The 21,441-nt window shown below is 64.9% G+C and carries 22 protein-coding genes and 1 other RNA gene; 14 read left to right on the top strand and 9 right to left on the bottom strand.

From position 1 onward, the window contains the following. Nucleotides 1–40: 40 nt before the first annotated feature. Genes ACZ415_RS12305 through ACZ415_RS12295 form a run of 3 tightly spaced genes read left to right on the top strand, consistent with a single transcriptional unit; the run spans nucleotide 41 to nucleotide 2,688 of the window. On the top strand, nucleotides 41–1,300 hold the full coding sequence (locus tag ACZ415_RS12305; RefSeq protein ID WP_344704207.1) for a cysteine desulfurase: 1,260 nt from the start codon (nucleotides 41–43) through the stop codon (nucleotides 1,298–1,300). 8 nt (nucleotides 1,301–1,308) lie between these two features. Further along, nucleotides 1,309–1,878 (top strand): putative Fe-S cluster assembly protein SufT, encoded by a 570-nt coding sequence (gene sufT / locus ACZ415_RS12300; protein WP_344704209.1) that lies wholly within the window; start codon nucleotides 1,309–1,311, stop codon nucleotides 1,876–1,878. 21 nt (nucleotides 1,879–1,899) lie between these two features. Next, entirely contained in the window at nucleotides 1,900–2,688 is a 789-nt protein-coding gene (locus ACZ415_RS12295; RefSeq protein ID WP_344704211.1) for a SanA/YdcF family protein, read from the top strand. Nucleotides 2,689–2,702: 14 nt separating this feature from the next. Here ACZ415_RS12295 and ACZ415_RS12290 read toward each other — a convergent pair whose 3' ends face one another. The 4 genes from ACZ415_RS12290 to ACZ415_RS12275 all read right to left on the bottom strand — a co-directional run bounded on the left by ACZ415_RS12290 (nucleotide 2,703) and on the right by ACZ415_RS12275 (nucleotide 5,704). Continuing rightward, the gene (locus ACZ415_RS12290) at nucleotides 2,703–3,149 is read right to left on the bottom strand and encodes a hypothetical protein (protein WP_344704213.1); all 447 of its coding nucleotides are present in this window, start codon (nucleotides 3,147–3,149) and stop codon (nucleotides 2,703–2,705) included. 88 nt (nucleotides 3,150–3,237) lie between these two features. Continuing rightward, a complete protein-coding gene (gene rimK, locus ACZ415_RS12285) occupies nucleotides 3,238–4,146 on the bottom strand; it encodes a 30S ribosomal protein S6--L-glutamate ligase (protein WP_344704215.1) in 909 nt (302 codons plus the stop codon). Between the two features lie 40 nt (nucleotides 4,147–4,186). Further along, nucleotides 4,187–4,627: an ATP-dependent zinc protease family protein gene (locus tag ACZ415_RS12280; protein ID WP_344704217.1), complete on the bottom strand. Its 441-nt coding sequence runs from the start codon at nucleotides 4,625–4,627 to the stop codon at nucleotides 4,187–4,189. 48 nt (nucleotides 4,628–4,675) lie between these two features. Continuing rightward, nucleotides 4,676–5,704: a DUF3549 family protein gene (locus tag ACZ415_RS12275; protein ID WP_344704219.1), complete on the bottom strand. Its 1,029-nt coding sequence runs from the start codon at nucleotides 5,702–5,704 to the stop codon at nucleotides 4,676–4,678. A 184-nt stretch (nucleotides 5,705–5,888) separates the two neighbouring features. On the opposite strand from ACZ415_RS12275, the gene ACZ415_RS12270 reads away from it, so the two are divergent. Beyond that, nucleotides 5,889–6,221: a YqcC family protein gene (locus tag ACZ415_RS12270; RefSeq protein WP_344704221.1), complete on the top strand. Its 333-nt coding sequence runs from the start codon at nucleotides 5,889–5,891 to the stop codon at nucleotides 6,219–6,221. Between the two features lie 40 nt (nucleotides 6,222–6,261). On the opposite strand, the gene ACZ415_RS12265 is transcribed toward ACZ415_RS12270, so the two are convergent. The 5 genes from ACZ415_RS12265 to ACZ415_RS12245 all read right to left on the bottom strand — a co-directional run bounded on the left by ACZ415_RS12265 (nucleotide 6,262) and on the right by ACZ415_RS12245 (nucleotide 10,276). Further along, a complete protein-coding gene (locus ACZ415_RS12265) occupies nucleotides 6,262–6,891 on the bottom strand; it encodes an OmpW/AlkL family protein (protein WP_344704223.1) in 630 nt (209 codons plus the stop codon). 174 nt (nucleotides 6,892–7,065) lie between these two features. Then, nucleotides 7,066–7,605: a BON domain-containing protein gene (locus ACZ415_RS12260; protein WP_344704306.1), complete on the bottom strand. Its 540-nt coding sequence runs from the start codon at nucleotides 7,603–7,605 to the stop codon at nucleotides 7,066–7,068. A 167-nt stretch (nucleotides 7,606–7,772) separates the two neighbouring features. Continuing rightward, a complete protein-coding gene (locus ACZ415_RS12255) occupies nucleotides 7,773–8,363 on the bottom strand; it encodes a phosphoheptose isomerase (protein ID WP_344704225.1) in 591 nt (196 codons plus the stop codon). 43 nt (nucleotides 8,364–8,406) lie between these two features. Beyond that, nucleotides 8,407–8,781 (bottom strand): YraN family protein, encoded by a 375-nt coding sequence (locus ACZ415_RS12250; RefSeq protein ID WP_344704227.1) that lies wholly within the window; start codon nucleotides 8,779–8,781, stop codon nucleotides 8,407–8,409. Then, a complete protein-coding gene (locus ACZ415_RS12245; protein ID WP_344704229.1) occupies nucleotides 8,771–10,276 on the bottom strand; it encodes a penicillin-binding protein activator in 1,506 nt (501 codons plus the stop codon). The genes ACZ415_RS12250 and ACZ415_RS12245 overlap by 11 nt, the downstream gene beginning before the upstream one ends. A 160-nt stretch (nucleotides 10,277–10,436) precedes the next feature. On the opposite strand from ACZ415_RS12245, the gene rsmI reads away from it, so the two are divergent. From rsmI to ftsW, 10 genes are all read left to right on the top strand, one after another. Further along, entirely contained in the window at nucleotides 10,437–11,288 is an 852-nt protein-coding gene (rsmI, locus tag ACZ415_RS12240; protein WP_344704231.1) for a 16S rRNA (cytidine(1402)-2'-O)-methyltransferase, read from the top strand. 76 nt (nucleotides 11,289–11,364) lie between these two features. After that, nucleotides 11,365–11,717, top strand: an RNA gene (gene rnpB, locus ACZ415_RS12235) — RNase P RNA component class A. An 84-nt stretch (nucleotides 11,718–11,801) separates the two neighbouring features. Continuing rightward, nucleotides 11,802–12,776 carry a 16S rRNA (cytosine(1402)-N(4))-methyltransferase RsmH gene (gene rsmH, locus ACZ415_RS12230; protein ID WP_344704233.1) on the top strand — a complete coding sequence of 325 codons (975 nt, stop codon included), beginning with the start codon at nucleotides 11,802–11,804 and terminating at the stop codon, nucleotides 12,774–12,776. Beyond that, entirely contained in the window at nucleotides 12,777–13,151 is a 375-nt protein-coding gene (gene ftsL, locus ACZ415_RS12225; protein ID WP_344704235.1) for a cell division protein FtsL, read from the top strand. It abuts the gene before it with no gap. Next, on the top strand, nucleotides 13,148–14,857 hold the full coding sequence (locus tag ACZ415_RS12220; protein ID WP_344704237.1) for a peptidoglycan D,D-transpeptidase FtsI family protein: 1,710 nt from the start codon (nucleotides 13,148–13,150) through the stop codon (nucleotides 14,855–14,857). Before ftsL ends, ACZ415_RS12220 begins: the two co-directional genes overlap by 4 nt. Before the next feature lie 24 nt (nucleotides 14,858–14,881). Beyond that, entirely contained in the window at nucleotides 14,882–16,375 is a 1,494-nt protein-coding gene (locus ACZ415_RS12215; protein ID WP_344704239.1) for a UDP-N-acetylmuramoyl-L-alanyl-D-glutamate--2,6-diaminopimelate ligase, read from the top strand. Next, nucleotides 16,372–17,745: a UDP-N-acetylmuramoyl-tripeptide--D-alanyl-D-alanine ligase gene (locus ACZ415_RS12210; RefSeq protein ID WP_425552748.1), complete on the top strand. Its 1,374-nt coding sequence runs from the start codon at nucleotides 16,372–16,374 to the stop codon at nucleotides 17,743–17,745. The genes ACZ415_RS12215 and ACZ415_RS12210 overlap by 4 nt, the downstream gene beginning before the upstream one ends. A gap of 14 nt (nucleotides 17,746–17,759) precedes the next feature. Next, entirely contained in the window at nucleotides 17,760–18,842 is a 1,083-nt protein-coding gene (gene mraY / locus ACZ415_RS12205) for a phospho-N-acetylmuramoyl-pentapeptide-transferase (protein WP_344704241.1), read from the top strand. 13 nt (nucleotides 18,843–18,855) lie between these two features. Continuing rightward, complete coding sequence (gene murD, locus ACZ415_RS12200; protein WP_344704243.1) at nucleotides 18,856–20,250, top strand: UDP-N-acetylmuramoyl-L-alanine--D-glutamate ligase; 1,395 nt, start codon at nucleotides 18,856–18,858, stop codon at nucleotides 20,248–20,250. After that, nucleotides 20,247–21,428: a putative lipid II flippase FtsW gene (ftsW, locus tag ACZ415_RS12195; protein ID WP_344704245.1), complete on the top strand. Its 1,182-nt coding sequence runs from the start codon at nucleotides 20,247–20,249 to the stop codon at nucleotides 21,426–21,428. The genes murD and ftsW overlap by 4 nt, the downstream gene beginning before the upstream one ends. Nucleotides 21,429–21,441 lie beyond the last annotated feature (13 nt).

Here is a 21,441-nt window from a genome sequence, read left to right as displayed (position 1 = left end):
CGCGGCGCCAACGCCGCGGCCGCAGACAAAGGAGCGCCGCATGTCCCAGAGTATCGCTGATGCCGCGCCGGCATCCGCCCCTTCGCTGGATGTCGCCCGGCTGCGCGACGCGTTTCCCATACTCAAGCGTCAGGTGCACGGCAAAACGCTGGTGTATCTGGACAATGCGGCCACCAGCCAGACCCCGCAGCCGGTGATTGACGTATTCGACGACTATTATCGTCGTTATAACGCCAATATTCACCGCGGGCTGCATACCCTGGCCGATGAAGCCACGGCAGCGTTTGAGGGCACCCGGGAAACCGTGCGCGGCTTTTTGAACGCCGCAGATGCCCGGCAGATCGTTTTCACCCGCGGCACCACCGAGGCCATCAATCTGGTGGCCCAGAGCTGGGGGCGCGCCAACCTGGCCCCCGGTGATGAAGTGCTGGTGTCGATGCTTGAGCACCATTCCAACATTGTGCCCTGGCAGCTGCTGGCCCGGGAAATCGGCTTTACGCTCAAGGTCATCCCGGTAGACGATGACGGCGCACTGGACCTGGCCGCCTACGCTGCGCTTGTCAGCGAGCGCACCCGGCTGGTGGCGGTCAACCATGTTTCCAACGCGTTCGGCACGGTAAATCCCGTGGCCGAAATGGCGGCCACAGCGCACCGGGTCGGCGCGCGGATTCTGGTCGACGGTGCCCAGGCCGTTCCCCATCAGCCGGTAGACGTGCAGGCCATTGACGCCGATTTCTACGCTTTTTCCGGGCACAAGGTCTATGGCCCGACAGGGGTGGGCGTGCTGTACGGCAAGCGCGAGCTTCTGGAAGCCATGCCGCCCTGGCAGGGCGGCGGCGAGATGATCGCCACGGTCTCGTTTTCCGGCTCGACGTTTGCCGACATTCCGCACAAGTTCGAGGCCGGCACCCCGGCGATTGCCGAAGTGATTGCGCTGGGCCGCGCCCTTGAGTGGGTGCAAGGCGTGGGTCTGGCCGCCATCGGCCAGTGGGAACAGGCGCTGCTTGCGCATGCCACCCAAGGTGTCCGTCGGATCGACGGGCTGCGTATTCTGGGGACCGCGCCGGGCAAAGCCGGCGTGCTGTCGTTTGTGGTGGACGGCGCCCATTCCCAGGATATCGGCCTTCTGATCGACCAGCTGGGCGTGGCGATTCGCACCGGGCACCACTGCGCTCAGCCGCTGCTGCATCATTTCGGTGTGGACGCCACCTGCCGGGCTTCCTTTGCGGCGTACAATACCCTGGAGGAAGTGGATACCTTTGTTGCCGCGCTTGAGCGCGTTATCGGCATGTTACGTTAAGGAAGGCTATGGATATCGAGCAGATTGCCGGGCTGGAAAACGGCCAGATGCTGCCTCTGCAGCGCGACGTAGACGCCATTGCCATTCCCTTCGGCAATACCGTGCGCCTGGAAGAAGACAGCGTGGTCAGCGTGATGCAGGCCAAGGGCAGCTCGGTCAGCGTGGGGTTTGAAGGCCGAATGTACCTGATTGAAGGCCGCCATCTTGATGCGCTGGGCCTGGAGGCGCTGCCGCGCCCGACGCTTGCCGAAGATGCCGATGACCAGGCCGTGGAAGCCTTCGTCTGGGAGCAGCTGCGCACCTGTTTTGACCCGGAAATACCGGTCAATATCGTCGAGCTCGGGCTGGTGTACGGCTGCCGCTTCGAGCGGCTGATTACCGGCGAGCTGATGGTGACCATTCGCATGACGCTAACCGCGCCGGGCTGCGGTATGGGGGAGGTGATTGCCGCCGATGCGCGCAACAAAATCCTGGGTGCGCCGCAAATTGACAAGGTGCATACCGAAATCGTCTTCAGTCCGCCCTGGAGCCGGGAAATGATGAGTGACGAGGCCAAGCTTGAGCTGGGCATGTTTTAATTGCTGTTGGCAATGTGCTAGATGATGCAGCGGCTGCTTGGCGGTATCAAGCAGCTATTGATGCTGCTGGGCGCGCTGTTGCTGATCGCCGTACTGCTGATCGTGGCGGGCAATATCTGGGTGCTGGCGCGCAGCGCACCCTACATTGACACAGACGTAAAGCGCTGCCGGCCCGCCCCGGTGGGCGTGGTGTTCGGTACGGCCAGCTGGACACGCACCGGCGTGCGCAACCCGCATTTTATTGCCCGCATGCATACGGCCGCCCGGCTGATAAAAAACGGCCGGGTTCAGCATCTTCTGCTGTCAGGGGATAACCGCACCCAGGCGTACAATGAGCCTCGCGCCATGTGGCGCGCACTGAGCGCCAGAGGCGTGGCCGCCGAAAGGCTGACCATGGACTTTGCCGGCTTTAGCACCTTTGACACCCTGGCCCGCGCGCAGCGCGTGTTTCAGCTGAACAAGGCCACCTTGATTACCCAGCGCTGGCATCTGCCAAGAGCGATCTACATTGCCCGCGCCCGGGGGCTGAAGGTCACCGGCTGCGTGGCCGACGATGGCGCGGTGGCCGGGGAGTGGCGGCTAAAGCTGCGTGAAGGGTTGGCCCGAGTGGCGGCGCTGGGGGATCTATATCTCTGGGCGCGCGAGGCCTACTTTCTGGGGCCTGCCGAGCCGATTGCACGCAAGCTTGACGCTACCCTTTTGCCTGACGCCGCGCCTTTACCCGGCGACAATGCGTATATACCGACAAAAGTAAACGGCTCGGATGCGCCTGAAGCGCCGCCTGAGCCTGCGGCGCCTGCCGACCGGTGACGCAATAAAGGCGCTCAGCGCCGCGCCTTGCGTTTTTGCATCCCGTAAAGCTCGCGAATCAAGCGGCGACAGCCTTTCATGCACTCTTCCACGATCGGCTCGACCGGATCGGGCAGCGGGTGAGTGAAAAGCGTGGAAAGCGCCTGCATCAGCACTCTTTCCTGCTCCAGCAGTTCGTTGATCAATACTTGACTGTCGTTGCCCACGAAACTTTTCAGACGGCTCCACAGCCAGAGAAAGTCGTCACGCTCCACGTCGGCATCTCGCGGCAGCATTTTCAGGTACTGGCGCGCCAGGCGCTGCAGCTTGTGCATTTGCTGTAGCCGCTCTTCGTAAAGCGGTTTCAGGCTTTCGCGCAGCGAAGGGCGCAGGCGTTCGATATTATCCTGAAAATAGTCGATGCTGTCGGCCAGTGCTTCCAGTGCGCTGTCCATCGCCACCTGGCGATTATCGAGAAACATGAGCGTCTACCTCCTTCGGTGACGCAGATTGTGGCGGGGGCATTACGGTTTTGCCACCCCTCTGACGATTTATTTTTCACCGGGCCTGTCAGCCTTTTGGCCGAGTCGGCGCCTTGCGCCGCTGCGCGGCGTTTTTTTCGATGTGTTCAATGATCAGCCCGGCAATATCGCGTCCGGTTGCGCCTTCAATGCCGCGCAGCCCGGGGGACGAATTGACTTCCATGATGACAGGGCCGTGATGGGCGCGCAAAAGATCCACGCCGGCCACGCGCAGCCCCATGGCCTTGGCCGCGCGAATGGCGGTAGAGCGCTCTTCAGGGGTGATGCGAATAACGCTGGCGCTGCCGCCACGGTGAAGGTTGGAGCGAAATTCGCCGTCGGCGGCCTGGCGTTTCATCGCCGCGACCACCTTGTCACCCACCACCAGGCAGCGTATGTCCGCACCCTTGGCCTCGCGGATGTATTCTTGCACCATAATATCGGCTTTCATGCCCATGAAGGCCTGTATGACCGACTCTGCTGCCTGGTTGGTTTCAGCGAGGACGACCCCGATGCCCTGGGTGCCTTCCAGCAGCTTGATCACCAGCGGGGCACCTTTGACCATGGTGATCAGATCGGGAATGTCGTCCGGCGAGTGGGCAAAGCCGGTGACCGGAAGCCCAAGCCCTTTACGCGAAAGCAGCTGAAGCGAACGCAGCTTGTCACGGGAGCGGGTAATGGCGACGGAGTCGTTGAGCACGTATGTGCCCATCATTTCGAACTGACGCAGCACCGCGCAGCCGTAAAAGGTAATGGATGAGCCAATGCGGGGAATGACGGCGTCAAACGGCTCGATGTTATGCCCTTTGTAGTGGATAGAGGGGCGGTGCGAGGCAATGCTCATGTAGCAGCGCAGGGTGTCCACCACCCGGGCGCTGTGGCCCCGTGCTTCGGCGGCCTCAATCAGACGCCGGGTAGAATACAGATTGCGATTGCGCGACAGCAGGGCGATATGCATGCAGAGCTCCAGACCGGTTGAGCGAGCGGTAACGACGGTGCTAGGGCTCGCCGTGTAAAAAAGACGCGCCGGGAGCGACCAGCAGGCGGCGCATGGCCCGGCGCCCCAGCAGCATGGGGTGGCGCATGCTCCGCCGATCGGTGAGTGTCAGCTCCACCGGAAACGTAAGCTCGCCCAGACGCAGCGGGGTGCGGATCACGTAGCGATACTCAGCGTGGCCGTTGGAGCTGGTGATTCGACGCCGGTCGTGCAGCGGCAGCGTCAGGCGCTGCGCCGGGGTATCCGGCGCAGCGCTGTAAGTCACAAAGCGTACCCAGGGCGTTTCGTCATCGCCATGAAACACTTCTACGTCTTCGGCGTGCAAGGCCGAGGTGCGTGCGCCGGTGTCGGCCTTGCAGCACAAGTATAGATCGAGTTCAGGAAGCGTCACCATTTCACGGCGGCCGATGATGGCTTTGGCCTGATAGGGCAGTTCTTTCACAGCGCTGTCTCCTTTACCGTGCGTCTCGTTGTCGTGCTCTGCGGGGCGCTACGCCTTGCCGGTCAGTTCGCGCAGCCGTGCCTGCAGAGGAGAGCCTTGCGGGGCATCGCGCAGCAGGGCAATGATCGGCAATCGCAGGCGCGGAATCAGTGCCAGGTCGCGCACCGCGGCGCCAAAGCCGCTGCGCGGCTCCTCGGCCAGCCGAGACAGGAAAAGCGGCAGGCGTTCGCCGTCTTCGAGCAGCGGCCAGCCGCGGCCGGCCATGGCGGCAAGCGTATCCGGACCGCAAGCGGCCGGATCGGCCAGCAGGGTGGCGTACCAGACGCGAGCCTGGTCATCGCGGCTGCTGCCTACGGCCCGTATACAGGCGCAGAACGTTTCCACGTCGCCCTGGCCGGCGGCTGTTTCGCCGCGCTGACAAAGCGCCCCGACCAGCTCAGGCACTAGCGGCCGGTGCTCCAGGCAGTGGCAGAGCATGCGCAGCACCTGGATAGGCAGCGTATCAAGGGCCTTGGCCAGGGCTTGCTGATGTGAGGCGTCTGCGCGCATGGCATAGTCGGCAAGCCCTTGCAGCCCCAGCGACTCCCAGTCCTGATGGCGGCCGGCGATGAAGGCGTTTACGCCGGCCATGTACTGGCTTGGCGGCCGCCCGGTGTCTTGCGTGGCGCGGGCGTTGAGCACGGCTTGAAACGTGGTCTCGGGCGTGAACGCCAGCGGGTTGTCATGCATCAGGTGCTCGACGGCCCGGGCATCGGCATCTCCGGTTTGCTGCGCGCTTTGGCCCAGCGTTTCCAGCAGCCGCTGAACGAAGGCGTCGCGCTGCGCCGGCGAAAGAAAGCCCTGCTCGTCCAGCGGCAGGCTTAAAAACCAGATGGCCGGGTCGGGCATGTCGCCCAGGCGAAACACGGCCGCCAGGCGGGCCTGTCCCTGCCAGGGTTCAGGCCAGGGCGCACGGCCGTTTTCAAAGTCAACGAGGGTGTCTCGCGGGCACGGCGTTACTCGCCGGCCCATATGATACAGCGTCACGTCGGCGCCGCTGCGGGTGAAAAAGTCGTCGAGAGTGTTAATTGGCTGCATGGCATCCTTCCGCATTGCAAGCCTGCACTCTACCTTGCTGCTCGGCGGGTGTCAGCCGCTGACGGCAAAATGTGCGGTGGCAACGGAGGATGCGAACAGCTCTGTTTTTGTACCGGCACGGTTAGCGCTTGGCATACGCCGCCTTGCGCTGAAATAATGCGCGTTTTACTGACAGCGGTGGCCCATGACGATATACCAGGAACTGGAAAAAGCGGTGGATGAACTCGAAGCAGCGCTCAAGGCTGCGAACCTGTGGCGTGAGGCGATGCCGTCTTCTGCGGCCTTTGCCAGCCGCCAGCCGTTCTGTGTGGATACCATGTCGCTGCCGCAATGGCTGCGCTACGTGTTCATTGCGCGGCTTTATGAGCTGGTAAAGGCGCAAGCGCCGCTGCCGGAAAAGTGCGAAGTAGCGCCCGCGGTGGCGGCCTACCTGCAGCAGCATGGGATAAGAGCCAGCGACCAGCTGCTGGTTGTGCAGCGCGTTGAGCGCATTGATGCGCTGATCAACCAGGCATAAAAAAGCGCAGCCCGGTACCGGGCTGCGCTAAAGTCGGCGTTTAGAAGCGGTAGCTGATGCCGCCCATGACGACTACCGGATCAATTTCTACGGTGCCGGCGTCTGCGCCTCCCACTTTGGCATCGGCGTCGATGTCGATATACCAGGCGGCGGCGTTCATTGCCCAGTGCTCGTCGATCAGCACGTCAACGCCCAGCTGGCCGGCCGCACCCCAGGAGTCGTCCAGCTCAAGCGACGTGTTGGCGACATCGATTTCTTCATCGGAGAAATGTGTGTAGTTGACCCCCGCACCGATGTAAGGCTGAACGCGTGCGTCGGTGCCGCCCAGCGGATAGTACTGCAGCGTCAGCGTGGGCGGCAGGTGCTCGGTTGAGCCATCGGCTACGCCGTCAACCTGAAGGTCGTGCTCAAACGGCTGCGCGGCCAGCAGCTCCAGGCCCAGCTTGTCGTGAAAACGATAGCCCAGGGTGAAGGCAAAGCCTGAGTCGTCGTCGACGTGAACGTCTGCTCCGCTCAGAATATCGCCGTTGTCGCTTTTCGGCGCTACCTTGGCCACGCCAACGCGGGTGTAGATATCGCCGGCGCCGTAGGCAAATGCCTGGGTGCTGGCGGTAAACGCAGCGGCGGCGACGCTGGCGGAGAGCAGGGCTGTCAGGGCGGTGTTGCGCATGGTGTTATCACTCCGAAATATATGTTGTCGGCAAGCAGCGGCTTGCCCGTTATCAATGCGCCCAGTGTAGGAATCCACGGCGGGCCGATTATTGATCCAGCGCAAGAGGTATGGATCTTCTACCCCTAAAGTGCAACAGAAACGCACTGCGCTGCAAACAAAGCGTGCCTCGCCTTACTCAGGCGCGTCATCCAGATACTCAAAGACCTTGACGATACGCTGTACGCCTCGGACGTTGGAGGCCGCATCCACGATGTGGCGGGCTTCCGTGCGTGAAACAATGCCCATCAGGTAGACGCTGGCATTTTCCGTGGTGACCTTTAGCTTGGACGAGTCAATGCGGTCATTGGTGGCAAGCTGGCTGATCACGTTTGTGGTGATCCAGGTATCGGTCAGGCGCTGGCTGGCGGGCAGGCGCGCGGCGATGCGTAGTTCGTTGTGCACGGTTTCCACGCCGCGCAGCCGGCCGGTGACGCGGCCGGCTTTTTGCTGAAGCTCCTCACTGGGCACCTGGCCGACCAGCAGCACCCGGCCGTTATAGCTGTGAGCGCGAATGCGCGCATCGCCCAGCCGTGCGTCTGCCTTCACCAGGGCTTTATCCACCTGGTCTTCTACGGTGGCGTCAATGGCTTCCACATCGTCCGTTCGCTGGCCGTAATGGGACGGATCGGTGGCCGAGTGCGAAGCGCACCCGCCAAGCAGCAGGCCGGTCATAAAAAGCCCGGCCGCGCAGAGGCGGAAAACGGCAGGCGAGCGTAGTGTGGCAGCAAAGGCGTTTAACATGGGCGGAACTCCTGGCGGCAAATGGGGCGGTGCAGCGGGTGTGCAGTGCAGCCGGCAGCGAGCATACCGCGCCTAGCGGTAGCGCCGCCAGCGGTGCCTCAGGCGCCGCCAAACAGCTGCTCGTCGATCAGGTCACAAAGGCAGTGAATGACCAGCAGGTGAACCTCCTGGACGCGCGCGGTGGAGGTGGCCGGCACGCGGATTTCGCAGTCGTTTTGCTCCAGCAGCGAGGCCATGTCGCCGCCGTCGCGTCCGGTCAGGGCCACTACCGTCATTTCACGATCGTGCGCGGCCTGAATCGCCTGAACGATATTGGCCGAGTTGCCGCTGGTGGATATGGCCAGCAGAACATCGCCGGGCTGACCCAGCGCACGTACCTGCTTGGAAAATACTTCGTTGTAGCTGTAGTCGTTGGCAATCGATGTAAGCGTCGACGAATCCGTGGTGAGCGCCATGGCCGGCAGGCTTGGGCGTTCACGCTCGAAGCGATTCAACAGCTCGGAAGAAAAATGCTGGCTGTCGCCGGCGCTGCCGCCGTTGCCGCAGGCCAGTATTTTGCCCTCGTTGACCAGGGCCTGCACCATCATCTGGCTGGCCACTTCGATAAAAGGCGGAAGCACTTCGCTGGCATAGGTTTTGGTGTCGATACTGGCGTTGAAATGGTCGAGTATGCGCGCTTGAAAATCCATGGAGCGTCCTGTTGGCATAACCGTTTTGCCAAAACGGTGGGAATCAAAAGGCATCAAAGGCGGCCTGAACCCAGTCAAATGTCAGCGCCGGTGGCGTGCCGGTGACGGCGAGGATATCAAAGCGGCAAGGGCATGTGTGCTGCGCTCGGGCCAGATAGCTGCGCGCTGCCTTGATCAGGCGGCGCTGCTTTTGCGGCGTCACGCTTTCCAGCGGGTGGCCGTAGCGCGTGGTTGTTCGGTGCTTGACCTCTACAAAAACCAGCGTGTCCTGATCTTGCATGACCAGATCCAGCTCGCCGCCCTTGGCATGCTGATTGCGCCCCAAAAGCGTCAGCCCGCGCTGTGCAAGCCACTCGGCGGCCAGCTGCTCAATGGCACTGCCGCGCGCTCGTGCCGTGCTTGGATGGTTATTCGCCATTGGCGCTGCCGGAGGACAAAATAGCGCCGGGCAGACCGTTTTGAAACTGCGCCCAGGGCAGCCGGCGATAAATGCGTCCGTCGGCGGTCAGGTAAAGCTGCCCGGTGGCGCCTTGAAACTGCTGCAGCGACTCGATATCTGCCAGCCGAATTCCCGCCTCGAAGGCATCCACGCCCATGGCCAGCAGCCGGAACATGGAGGCATCGGCCTCGTCGCGCAGCGCCCGGTAGCTGGCATAGAAGGGCAGCGCTTCTTCGCCCCCGGTTGCCGCGTTGGGGATTTGCCAGGGGATGTCGACAAAGCGAATGCCGTCGAGATCCTTGTTCAGCCGCGACTGGTTAAGCCCTTCGTGCAGGTGTGAGGTGGCGTATATCGGCAGGTCTGATGCGTAGTAGTAGTCCAGCAGCGGCGGTACCTGGCGTGCATACTTGGGGACGGCGAGTAAAAACAGCGCATCGACGTTGTCCAGGTTTGCGCGCTCGCCGCGGACGCCAAGGGCCTGCTTGACGGCGTACGCCGGGTTGCCGTCGGGAGCGTAGCGCACGGCCTGGCTGATGCGGCCGTTATGGCGCCGAAACGTATCGATGAACGCGCTGCCCACGCGCTGGCCCCAGTCGTTGTCCGGCACCATCAGCGCCACCTGCTGGTGGCCGTCTTCCCGGGCCCGCTTGGCGACCTGGCGGGCTTCGTCTTCGGCGGACAGGCCGTATTGAAACAATCGCTTGGCTTGGCTGTGCGCGTTTTCGCCGTAGTTAAGCGCAAGCGTCGGCAGCGGCACGTCGGTGCGCTGCTCAAGCCGGCTGACCCGCTCTTTGGACAGCGGCCCGATAACGATCTGTGCATTCATGGCGTCAGCGCGCTGGTAAAGCTCGTTAAGCGATGCCTGCGAGGTGTTGAAAAAGTGCAGGCGGATGCCGTCATGGGCCTTCTGCTGAGTGCGCAGGGCCTCTTTCAGCGTGTCGGCCACGCCGCTTAACGGGCCGGATTCAGGCAGAAAAACGGCGATGCGCTCGACCTTGCGGCCGGCAAGGGCAGGAATGGTCAGGGCGTTGAAGTCCGGCTGATCCTGGGCCTGACGGGCCCAGCGGCGGCGCTCCAGCAGCGTGCTTTGCTGATCGGACGACATGGCCGGCTCATCATCGAGTACCTGGGTGGCCCGGAGGACGGCGCCGGGATGATCCAGCGCGCGGCCAAGCGCTGAGTAAAGCATGGCCCAGCGCACGCGATCATCACCGGAAAGCGCGCTTTCATCCACGCCTTCGGTGATAGCATAGGCGCGGTCACGCCGCCCCTGACGCGCGAGCATGCGGGCTGCCTGCAAGCGGCTGCGAGCGGCGGCCGCCGGCGGCTGCCCTTCGGCCTCGCTGAGCAGCTGGCCGGCGCTGCGCCGGGGCGCGCGATCGACCACGTCGGGGGAGGGCTGCTGCACGGCACAGCCGGCCAGCAGCAGTGCCGTAAGCGCGGTGGCGCCAAGGCCACGATAAACTGATTTCATGTACCTTTCCTTTTATTGCGTTGACGCCTGCGCTTGGTTTGCCGCACCGAAAGCCCCGTGCAGTGCGCTGCCCAATCCATCGGCTCAACGCTACAATGGCGCGCTGCTGGGTGCCAGAGCCGGCCTGCGAGATGCCGGGCATAATCAATCGGGAGTCACGATGACACACAGGCATATAGGCACATTGTACGTGGTTGCCACGCCCATTGGGAATTTGGCTGACCTTAGCGAACGTGCTGTAAAAGTGCTTGGCCAGGTGGCGCGGGTCGCCGCCGAAGACACGCGCCACAGCCAGCGGCTGCTTACCCACCTGGGAATCAGCGTGCCGCTGCTGTCCTTGCATGAACACAATGAAGCCGCCCGCGTAGCGCAGCTTACCCAATGCCTGGCCGTCGGCGAGGATATTGCCCTGATCAGCGACGCCGGCACGCCACTGATCAGCGACCCGGGCTTTATTCTGGTGCGCGAGCTGCGCACACTTGCCTACCCGGTGGTGCCGGTGCCCGGCCCGTCGGCCCTGATTACCGCGCTGAGCGCCGCCGGCCTGCCCACCGATCGCTTTGCTTTTCACGGCTTTTTGCCGGCCAAGCCGGGGGCGCGCCGCAAGGCGCTGGCGGCGCTGGCGGAGAATCGGGAAACGCTGGTGTTCTACGAGTCGCCGCACCGCATTTGCCATACGCTGACGGCCCTCGATGAGGTCATGCCGGGCCGCCATACGGTGCTGGCCCGGGAGCTGACCAAGACGTTTGAGACGTTTTTATCCGGCACCCCGGCCGAGCTGGGTGCAACGCTGGCGGCTGATCCTAACCAGGCCCGGGGCGAGTTCGTGGTCATGGTAGAGGGCGGCGCGCCGGCGGTGGATCACGAACGCCGCGACGTCTCGGCCGAGGCGCTGCTCGACGCGCTGCTGGCAGAAGGCGTGGGCGTCAAGCAGGGCGCGGCCGTGGCCGCCCGGGTGCTCGGCGGGCGCAAGAAGGCATGGTATGCCCGGCTGCAGGCGCTGAAGGGCTGACTCTTCGGTCAGGCGCTTGTGCAATAAGCGTGCAGGGCGATTGAGGCCGGCCGGGCGCGCTGGTATGCTTGCCCGCGGAGTTGGCCAGACAGCCGCCGCCGCGCCTGCGCGGGGGAGGAAAGTCCGGGCTCCATAGGGCAGAGTGCCAGGTAACCCCTGGGCGGCGCGAGCCGACGGAAAGTGCAGCAGAGAGTAGACCGCCTACGTCTCTTTGAAGAGGCCGGTAAGGGTGAAAGGGTGCGGTAAGAGCGCACCGCGCGGCTGGTAACAGTGCGTGGCATGGTAAACCCCACTCGGAGCAAGACCAAATAGGAACCTGACGGCGTGGCCCGCGCCGGGTTCGGGTAGGTTGCTTGAGCGCTGCGGTGACGTAGCGCCTAGAGGAATGGCTGTTCACGACAGAACCCGGCTTATCGGCCGACTCCCCCCATCAAACGCAGGGCGCACGCGCGACCTGCGCAAGGATCCGGCTGCCCGTCACCGTCCTTGTCCGTTCATCCGGTTGGCAGTCCTATGCGCGAACATCATACCCCTTTATCCGCTGCGGCCCCGGTAGCCGAGCCCTTTCGCCATGCAAGCGTACTGCTGGACGGCGCCGTGGACGCGCTGGTGCATGCGCCGGACGGCGTTTATCTGGACGGCACCTTCGGCCGTGGCGGCCATTCGCGCGCCGTTCTTCAGCGCCTTGGCCCCGGCGGGCGCCTGCTGGCCATGGATCGTGACCCCCAGGCTCTGGACGCCGCCGCCGAGCTTGAAGATGCGCGCTTTACCATCACGCGCCGGGCCTTTGCTGAACTCGGCGAATTTGCCAGAGAGCAGGGCGTTCACGGCCGGCTGGCCGGCGTTTTGCTGGATATCGGCGTCTCGTCGCCGCAGCTGGACGACCCCGAGCGCGGCTTTAGCTTTATGCGTGACGGCCCGCTGGATATGCGGATGGACCCGACGCGGGGCGAAAGCGCGGCGGATTTCCTCGCCCGGGCAAGCGAGGCGGATATTGCCCACGTGTTCAAGGCCTACGGCGAAGAACGTTTCGCCAAGCGCCTGGCCCGCGCGGTGGTCACGCGGCGCAAGCAGGCGCCGTTCACCCGTACGGTGGAGCTGGCCGAGGTGCTGAAAACGGCGCATCCCGCCTGGGAAAAAGGCCGGCACCCGGCGACCAAAGCCTTTCAGGGGCTGCGCATCTACCTCAACGGCGAGCTGGACCAGCTCGACGCTGCGCTGGACGCCGCCCTTGAGGCGCTGGCTCCCGGCGGGCACCTGGTCGTGATCAGCTTTCACTCGCTGGAAGATCGCCGGGTCAAGCGTTTTATCCGCCACCATGTGCGTGGCGATACCCATGTACCCCGCGGCATGCCGCTGCGCGACGATCAGCTGAACCGGCGCCTGGAAGGGCTGGGCAAGGCGCAAAAGGCAAGCGACGCTGAAGTGGCCGACAACCCGCGCTCGCGCAGCGCGGTCATGCGGGCTGCGCGCAAGCTGGGGGCGTAGATGGTCGGTCAGGCAACACGCGCAGCGCGTAGCACGCCACGGCGCCCCAAAGGGCCGCGCCAGTGGCTGGCAAGCGCGGAGCGGCCGTTTTCGCTGCGTGCCTGCCTGCAACCCTGGCCGCTGGCGGTAGGCGTGCTGCTGCTTGCCGGCTTGTTCTCCGGGCTGGCCGTGGTTGCCGTTACCCACCAAACCCGCACTGAGTACGCCAGGCTGCAGGTCCTTGAGCAGGAACAAAACCAGCTCAACACCGAATGGGGCCGGCTGCTGCTGGAAGACGGCGCCTGGTCGACCCCTGCCCGTATCGAACAAATTGCCACGGAACGTTTGTCCATGCGTATTCCCGATGTCCACGACGTTGAGGTGATTGCCCCGTGAGCGGCAAGCCGTCAACGGGTAAGCCGGCTCCGGTAGTGCCCCCGCTTGCCGGCTGGCGCTTTGGCCTGGTGCTGCTGGGGGTCGTCGCGGTAGCGGTCGTGCTGATCGGGCGGATCACCCTGCTGCAGGTGATTGACCGGCCGTTTTTGCAGAGTCAGGGCGATGCCCGCACCCTGCGCCACGAAGCGATCCCTGCCCACCGGGGCATGGTGACGGACCGTCACGGTGAGCCGCTCGCCATTTCGACGCCGGTGATCACCCTCTGGGCCAACCCCCAGAAGCTGCCCCATGACCCTGTCAAGCGCGTGGTGCTGGCCCAGGCGCTGGGCATGAATCTGATCGAGTTCGATGCGCGGGTAGCCCGCTACAGCGATCACGAGTTCATGTATTTGCGTCGCCAGATGACGCCGCAGGCCGCACAAAAAGTTCTGGATATGCACATGGCCGGGGTGTATTCCCAGCAGGAGTACAAGCGTTACTACCCGGCGGGAGAAGTGGCCGCCCAGCTGGTCGGGGTGACCAACGTCGACGATGTCGGCCAGGAAGGGATGGAGCTTGCCTACCAGCCTTATCTGGCGGGCCAGCCCGGCAAACGCCGCATTCTGCAGGACCGCCGCGGGCGGCTGGTGCGCGAACTGGATGTGGTGCGCGATGCCCAGCCCGGCGGTGACTTGACGCTGGCCATTGATCAGCGCCTGCAGTACATGGCCTGCCGTGAGCTGCGCGACGCGGTAGAGAAAAACGACGCCGCCGGCGGCGTGCTGGTGATGCTCGATGCGCGCACCGGCGAGGTGCTGGCCATGGCCAACCTGCCTTCCTACAACCCCAACAACCGCGCCGGGCTGGACCCCAGCGGGCTGCGCAACCAGGCGCTGGTCGACGTTTTCGAGCCGGGCTCGGTGGTCAAGCCGCTGGCGATGTCGGCGGTGCTCGAGCGCCAGGGGTTCACGCCGGAAACGGTCATCGACACCACGCCCGGATGGATGCGCATCGACGGCTACACCATTCGTGATTTTCGTAACTACGGCGAACTCAGCCTGACCAATGTGCTGGTCAAATCGTCGAATATCGGCATGTCGCGTCTGGCGCTAAAGATGGACGACACCGCCATCTGGCAGCGCTATAACCGGCTGGGCTTTGCCCAAAGCCCCGGTACCGGGTTTCCCGGCGAAGCCGGCGGCAGTCTGCCGGATACCGTGGATTTTTCCCGCAGCGAGCGCGCCTCGCTGGCCTACGGCTACGGGCTTTCGGTATCCGCCGTGCAGCTGGCCAGCGCCTACACTGCCATCGCCAATCACGGCAGGCGCATGCCGCCATCCCTGCTCAAGCTGGACGAGGCGCCGAGCGGCGAGCCGGTTATCGAGCCGCAGGTGGCCGATGACCTGATGGGCATGCTGGAAGCGGTGGTCGGGCCGAACACCGGCGGCCGCCGCGCCCGGGTAGAGGGCTATCGGGTGGCCGGCAAGACAGGAACCGTGCGCAAGACCGGACAGAACGGGTACGACAAAAACGCCTATCGCAGCGTGTTTGTCGGCATTGCGCCGGCCTCAAGGCCGCGTATCGTTACCGCTGTGATGATCGACCATCCACAGGCCGGCGAGTTTTACGGCGGCGCCGTGGCCGCGCCGGTGTTTTCCGCGGTGGCCGGCAATGCGCTGCGGCTGCTGGATGTACCGCCCGATGCTGAAGCGTCGCCGCGCGAATGAGCCGCTACAGGTTAAGGAGACAGCATGACGCTTAGCGCAACCGATCTAACCCAGGCATTGCAGAAGGTCTGGCCCACTACTGACTTTCCCGCCGAGCTCGAACGGCTGCCCGAGCCGCTCAGGCTGGTGACCGACTCGCGGCATGTAACGCCGGGGGATGTGTTCATTGCCGTGCCCGGCAGCCAGGCAGACGGGCGCGACTTTATTGCCTCGGCGCTCGATGCCGGGGCCTCGCTGGTGCTTGAGCATGCCCGGGACGGTGAGGCCGTGCTGGACAACCGCGTGCTGACCCTGCCCCATCTGGCGCTGCGCCTGGGCGAGCTGGGCCGGGCGCTGTTTGCCGTGCCGCAGGAGCTTGAAGTGATCGCGGTAACCGGCACCAACGGCAAAAGCTCGGTGACGCACTACATCGCCGAGCTCAGTGACAGGCTGGGCACGCCGGCCGGCGTGGTCGGCACCCTGGGGGTTGGGCGCACCGGCGCGCTTGCCGATATTGGGCTGACCACGCCGGGGGCGTTGGCGCTTCAGGCAGCGCTTGGCGACATGGCCCGGCAAGGCGTTGCGCGCGTGGCGCTGGAGGCGTCTTCCCACGCGCTGGATCAGCAGCGCCTTGAGGCGGTCAACGTCAAGGCCGGCGTGTTCACCAACCTGAGCCGTGACCATCTGGACTATCACGGCAGCATGGCGGCCTACGCGGCGACCAAGACCAAGCTTTTTCGGCGCAGCGAGCTTGAGCTTGCCGCGGTCAACGCCGACGACCCCCTGGCGCGGCTGATGCTGGCCGGCTGCCACGGGCAGGTGCGGGTGCTGGCTACCGGCCAGGACGAGGCGGTGACGCTGCGCGTGCTCGAATGGCACCCGCATGCCACCGGCCAACAGGCGCTGATTGCCACGCCCGAGGCGGAAAAAGCGCTGTCCTTAAGCCTGATGGGCCGCTTCAATCTGGATAACGTACTCCTTGCCATGGCCGCACTGTACGGGCTGGGCGAGCCGCTGGAGGCGCTTTTCGAGGCCGCCTCGCGCTTGCAGCCGGTGCCCGGGCGCATGGCGCTTTATCGCCGGCCCGGCACGCCCAGCATCGTGGTGGACTACGCACATACCCCCGGCGCGCTGGAAAGCGCGCTGATCGCCCTGCGCGAGCACCTGGGCAGTGCCGGCCGGCTGTGGTGCATTTTCGGCTGCGGCGGCGACCGCGACCGTGGCAAGCGCGCCGCCATGGCCCGTGCCGCCGAAGCCGGGGCCGACTGCTGCGTGGTCACCGATGACAACCCGCGCAGCGAAGCGCCCGAGGCGATCCGCCAGGACGTGCTGGCAGGCTTTGAGCATCCGCAAGCGGTGCTGGACATCGGCGAGCGGCGCCGGGCCATTGCGGAGGTCATCGCCCGCGCCGATGCCGCCGATGTTGTGCTGGTGGCGGGCAAGGGCCATGAGGCCTATCAGGAAATCAACGGCGTGCGCCATGCCTACCGCGACGGCGACGAAGTCGAGCGTGCGCTTGCCGCCTGGGGTGCGGCGTGACGCCGCTGACAGCGGGCCGTGTGGCCCGGGCAGTAGGAGGCCGGCTTGTCGGCGCAGGGCAAGCATTGCCCTTGGATACGGTGGTCACCGATACCCGTGCCGTGGTGCCCGGGTGTTTGTTTGTGGCCCTGGCCGGGCCGCGTTTTGACGGCCACGATTTTCTTGCCGAGGCCCAACGCCGAGGCGCGGCGGCGGCGCTGGTCGAGCGCCCCGGCGAGACGCCGCTGCCCCAGATCGTATGCTGCGATACCCGGCTGGCTCTGGGGCTTTTGGCCCGTGCGTGGCGGCGCGGCTTTGAACAACCGCTGGTCGGGGTGACCGGCAATAGCGGTAAAACCACGGTCAAGGAACTGCTGGCCGAACTGCTGTCGCCGCTGGGGCCGGTGCACGCCACACAGGGCAACTTGAACAATGATATCGGCGCGCCGCTGACGCTGTTGGGCCTAAAGGCGAGCCACCGCGCCGCGGTGGTTGAGCTTGGCGCCAACCACCTGGGGGAAATTGCCTGGACTGCGCGGCTGGCCATGCCGGCGGTGGCCGTGGTTACCAACGTAACCGGCGCCCACGTGGGCGAATTTGGCGGCATGGGCCAGATTGCCCAGGCCAAAAGCGAAATGCTCCAAGGGCTGGGGCAAGACGGCGTGGCGGTGCTTAACCGCGACGATCCGTACTATGCGTTCTGGGCCAGCTGCGCGGAGCCGGCGACGGTGTTGAGCTTTGGCCTGGATGCCCGGGCCGATGTGCAAGCCCGGGCGCTTTCCTGGGACAGCCAGGGGCGTTATGCTTTCACGCTTGTTTTTGACGGCCGTGCGATCGGCCGGGTTGGGCTCAGGCTTTGCGGCCAGCACAACGTCAGCAATGCCCTGGCGGCAGCGGCCGCTGCGCTGGCGCTGGGCATCAGCGCGGCCTGCGTGGTGGACGGCCTGTGCCGGGCCGAGGCGCTGAGCGGGCGACTCAGCGTGGTTGCCGGCCCGCGGGACAGTTTACTGCTTGACGATTCGTATAACGCCAACCCCGGCGCGGTAGAGGCCGCGCTGGATACGCTGGCGTGTTTCCCCGGGCCGCGCTGGTGTGCACTGGGCGCCATGGGCGAGCTGGGCGAGGCCAGCGAAGCGCTGCACGCCCGGGTTGGCCGCTACGCTGCCAAGCGGGGGGTGGATGCCTTTTACACCCTGGGCGAGTCGGCCCGGCCGGCGCACGCGGCGTTTGAGCGCGGTGCTCCGGGAAAAGGCCGGCATTTTGACGACTACGCCGCGCTGGAAAATGAGCTGCAGCGCACGCTGCCCGAAGGGGCAAGCCTTTTGCTCAAGGGCTCTCGGAGCGCAGGAATGGAGCGGCTGGTGGCTGCCCTGCGCATGAACCAACCATAAGGTAAGCGCCGCACATGTTACTTTATCTGGCGAATTTTCTGGCGCAGTACCAAAGCGCCTTTCAGGTCATCAACTATTTAACCCTGCGTGTGATTCTGGGGGCCCTCACTGCGTTGCTGCTGTGTTTGTGGCTGGGCCCCTGGGTGATCCGCCGGCTGGTGGAAGGCCAGATCGGCCAGGCGGTGCGCGACGACGGCCCGCAGTCGCATCTTTCCAAGGCGGGAACGCCGACCATGGGCGGGGCGATGATGCTGATCGCGATTGCCATCAGCACGCTTGCCTGGGGGGATCTGACCAACCACTACGTGTGGGTGGTGCTTGGCGTCACCCTGGGATTTGGGGTCATCGGCTGGGTGGACGACTATCGCAAGGTGGTGGAGAAAAATCCCCGGGGCCTGCCGGCCAGATGGAAGTATTTCTGGCAGTCCGTGATCGGGCTGGGCGCTGCCTGCATCCTCTATGCTACGGCGGCAAGCACGGTGGAAACCAGCCTGCTGTTTCCCACGGTCAAAGGCGTGATGCTGCCGCTGGGCGCCTTTTTTATTGTGCTGAGCTACTTTGTCATCGTGGGCAGCTCCAACGCCGTCAACCTGACCGACGGGCTGGACGGGCTGGCCATTATGCCCACCGTACTGGTGGCCATGGGGCTTGCGATCTTTGCCTATGTTAGCGGCAACGCGGTGTTTGCCGAGTATTTGCACATGCCGTTCATTGCCGGCACCGGCGAAATTGCGGTGTTTTGCGCCACCATTGCCGGGGCCGGGCTGGGTTTTCTGTGGTTTAACACCTACCCGGCCCAGGTGTTCATGGGTGACGTCGGCGCGCTGGCGCTGGGCGCGGCGCTGGGTGTGGTGGCGGTCATCGTGCGCCAGGAGTTTGTGCTGTTCATCATGGGCGGTATTTTCGTTGCCGAGACGCTCTCGGTGATGCTGCAGGTCGGCTCTTACAAGCTGACCGGCCGGCGCATTTTCCGCATGGCGCCGCTGCACCACCATTTTGAGCTCAAGGGCTGGCCGGAGCCGCGGGTCATCGTGCGCTTCTGGATCATTACCGTGGTGCTGGTGCTGCTGGGGCTGGCGACGCTCAAGGTACGCTGACAGGAGTGGCACGATGCGTATTCCGCGCGGCACAACGCTGGTGGTAGGGCTGGGGCTTTCGGGCCTTGCCGTCTGTCGCCACCTTGAGCGGCTGGGCGTGCCGTTCATGGTGGCCGATACCCGCCGGGCACCGCCCGGATTGGAGGCGTTTCGCCGGGCGCATCCCGGCGTGGAAATTCACTGCGGCCCGCTTGATGCGCTGGACATGCGCCCGGCGCAGGAGATAGTGCTGAGCCCCGGCGTCGACCCGCACGCCCCGGCGTTTGCCGGCCTGGCTGAAGCTTATCATCCGGCCACCGGCGAGCCGCGGGTGATCGGTGAAATGGCGCTGTTCTGTCGCGCCGCCCGGGCACCCATCGCCGCGGTTACCGGCTCCAACGCCAAGTCGACGGTGGTAACGCTGCTGGGCGAGATGGCCGCGGAGTCGGGGGTGCGCGTCGCCGTCGGCGGCAACCTGGGCACGCCGGCGCTGGATTTGCTGGCCGCAGCCCCCGAGGCTGAGCTTTACGTGCTGGAGCTTTCCAGCTTTCAGCTGGAAACGACCCCGCAGCTCAACGCCGCGTGCGCCGCTTTTCTCAACCTGAGCGAAGATCATCTCGACCGCCACGGCGACATGGCGGCCTATCGCGCTGCTAAACAGCGTATTTTTCGCGGCGCTCGCTGCGCTGTGGTCAACGGCGACGACGCGGCTACCTGGCCTGCCACGCAGCCGGCATCGCAGGCTGTGCGCTTTACCACCCGGGCGCCGGCTTGCGGTGAATGGGGGTTGGCGCAGCACCGGGGTGAGGTCTGTCTGATGCACGGCGATACGCCCTGGATGGCGGCCGCCGAGCTTGGCATGGCCGGCCGGCATAATCGGCAAAATGCCCTGGCGGCGCTGGCCGTGGGGCACGCTTTGGGGCTGGAGGCAGCGGCCATGTGCCGGGTGCTGCGCCGCTTCACCGGCCTTGCCCACCGCAGCGAAACCGTGGCTTGTATCAACGGCGTGCGCTGGGTCAACGACTCCAAGGGCACCAACGTGGGCGCGACGCTGGCGGCGATCAACGGCCTGGGGCAGAGCATCGACGGCCGGCTGGTGCTGCTGGCCGGCGGCGTGGGCAAGGGCGCGGATTTTACCCCGCTGGCAGCACCGCTGGCCCAATATGCGCGCAGCGTGCTGCTGTTTGGCCGCGACGCCGACGCGATGGCCCGGGCGCTGGGAAAGCAGGTGGCCGTTCACCGCTGTGATGACCTGGCCGATGCCGTTCGCCAGGCGGCGGCGGTGGCGCGCCCCGGCGACTGCGTGCTGCTGTCGCCGGCTTGCGCCAGCCTGGATCAGTTTGATGACTATCAGGCGCGCGGCGAGGCCTTTTGCCGGCAGGTCAACGCGCTTGAGCGGGGCGCCGATTACGGCGGGTGTGCGCCATGAAGCATCGCGTACAGCGCCTGCGCGCGGCGTTTGACACCGCACAGATGCCCTGTGATATCTGGCTTTTGCTGGTGGCGCTGGTGCTGGCCGGTATTGGCTGGGTGATGGTCAGCTCAGCGTCGGTGGCGCTTCTGGACGACAGCTACCACTACGCGATTCGCCACGGCGTGTTTTTGCTGATGGCGATACTGGCAGCAACGCTGATGGTGAGCCTGCCGCTTGCGCTGTGGCGGCAAAACGCCGGTATCATTCTCGCCTTGAGCCTTGTGCTGCTGGCGCTGGTGCTGCTGGTAGGCCAGGACATCAACGGCAGCAAGCGCTGGATTGCACTGCCCGGGCCGCTGCCCAGCCTGCAGGTGTCTGAAGTGGGCAAGATCGGGCTGGTATTTTACATGGCGGCGTTCATGGCGCGGTTTGCCGAGTCTTTGCGCACGCGGATGTTGACCCTGGTGCGCCCGCTGATGGTGCTGGCGCTGCCGGCGGTGCTGCTGTTTGCCGCGCCGGACTTCGGCGGCATGGTGGTCTATACGGTGTGCGTCGTGGGCATGCTGATGATGGCCGGCGCGTCCATCGTGCTGTTGACGGGCACCGGCATAGTGCTGGGCCTGGGTGCGGCGCTGATGGTGGCGATGGAGCCGTACCGGCTGGCCCGCTGGACCAGTTTTCTCGACCCCTGGGCCGATCAGTTCGCCACCGGCTACCAGCTGACCCAGGCGCTGATCGCCTTTGGCCGCGGCCATGTGACCGGCACCGGCCTTGGCAACAGCATACAAAAGCTGCACTTTCTGCCCGAGGCGCATACCGACTTTATCTTTGCTGTGATTGCCGAAGAGCTGGGCATGCTGGGAGCGGTCATGGTGGTGGTGCTGTTTACGCTGCTGATCGTTCGCGCCATGGTGATCGGCCGGCGGGCGGAGCTTGCCGGCCAGCTGTTCGCCGCCTACATGAGCTACGGTATCGGTTTTATTATCGCCGCCCAAGCGTTTATCAACATGGCGGTCAGCTCAGGGCTTTTGCCGACCAAGGGGCTTACGCTGCCGCTGATCAGCTACGGCGGTTCAAGTCTGCTGGTGACCGGGGTCATGGTCGGGCTGCTGCTGCGTGCCGACCGCGAAACGCGCCGCTATCCGCGACGTGCGCCGGCGCCGGCCGAGCAGCGCCGCCGGGCGCGGCGCTGAGTTTTTTATCCAG

Source organism: Halomonas cibimaris (genome assembly GCF_055379665.1).
This window is presented reverse-complemented; position numbering and strand designations above follow the sequence as displayed.

Bases quoted from the DNA above. Each gene is read 5' to 3' on its own strand.
- ACZ415_RS12305 (WP_344704207.1), top strand. From the start codon at position 41: ATGTCCCAGAGTATCGCTGATGCCGCGCCGGCATCCGCCCCTTCGCTG.
- sufT (WP_344704209.1), top strand. From the start codon at position 1,309: ATGGATATCGAGCAGATTGCCGGGCTGGAAAACGGCCAGATGCTGCCT.
- ACZ415_RS12295 (WP_344704211.1), top strand. From the start codon at position 1,900: ATGATGCAGCGGCTGCTTGGCGGTATCAAGCAGCTATTGATGCTGCTG.
- ACZ415_RS12290 (WP_344704213.1), bottom strand. From the start codon at position 3,149: ATGTTTCTCGATAATCGCCAGGTGGCGATGGACAGCGCACTGGAAGCA.
- rimK (WP_344704215.1), bottom strand. From the start codon at position 4,146: ATGCATATCGCCCTGCTGTCGCGCAATCGCAATCTGTATTCTACCCGG.
- ACZ415_RS12275 (WP_344704219.1), bottom strand. From the start codon at position 5,704: ATGCAGCCAATTAACACTCTCGACGACTTTTTCACCCGCAGCGGCGCC.
- ACZ415_RS12270 (WP_344704221.1), top strand. From the start codon at position 5,889: ATGACGATATACCAGGAACTGGAAAAAGCGGTGGATGAACTCGAAGCA.
- ACZ415_RS12265 (WP_344704223.1), bottom strand. From the start codon at position 6,891: ATGCGCAACACCGCCCTGACAGCCCTGCTCTCCGCCAGCGTCGCCGCC.
- ACZ415_RS12260 (WP_344704306.1), bottom strand. From the start codon at position 7,605: ATGACCGGCCTGCTGCTTGGCGGGTGCGCTTCGCACTCGGCCACCGAT.
- ACZ415_RS12255 (WP_344704225.1), bottom strand. From the start codon at position 8,363: ATGGATTTTCAAGCGCGCATACTCGACCATTTCAACGCCAGTATCGAC.
- ACZ415_RS12250 (WP_344704227.1), bottom strand. From the start codon at position 8,781: ATGGCGAATAACCATCCAAGCACGGCACGAGCGCGCGGCAGTGCCATT.
- ACZ415_RS12245 (WP_344704229.1), bottom strand. From the start codon at position 10,276: ATGAAATCAGTTTATCGTGGCCTTGGCGCCACCGCGCTTACGGCACTG.
- rsmI (WP_344704231.1), top strand. From the start codon at position 10,437: ATGACACACAGGCATATAGGCACATTGTACGTGGTTGCCACGCCCATT.
- rsmH (WP_344704233.1), top strand. From the start codon at position 11,802: ATGCGCGAACATCATACCCCTTTATCCGCTGCGGCCCCGGTAGCCGAG.
- ftsL (WP_344704235.1), top strand. From the start codon at position 12,777: ATGGTCGGTCAGGCAACACGCGCAGCGCGTAGCACGCCACGGCGCCCC.
- ACZ415_RS12215 (WP_344704239.1), top strand. From the start codon at position 14,882: ATGACGCTTAGCGCAACCGATCTAACCCAGGCATTGCAGAAGGTCTGG.
- mraY (WP_344704241.1), top strand. From the start codon at position 17,760: ATGTTACTTTATCTGGCGAATTTTCTGGCGCAGTACCAAAGCGCCTTT.
- murD (WP_344704243.1), top strand. From the start codon at position 18,856: ATGCGTATTCCGCGCGGCACAACGCTGGTGGTAGGGCTGGGGCTTTCG.
- ftsW (WP_344704245.1), top strand. From the start codon at position 20,247: ATGAAGCATCGCGTACAGCGCCTGCGCGCGGCGTTTGACACCGCACAG.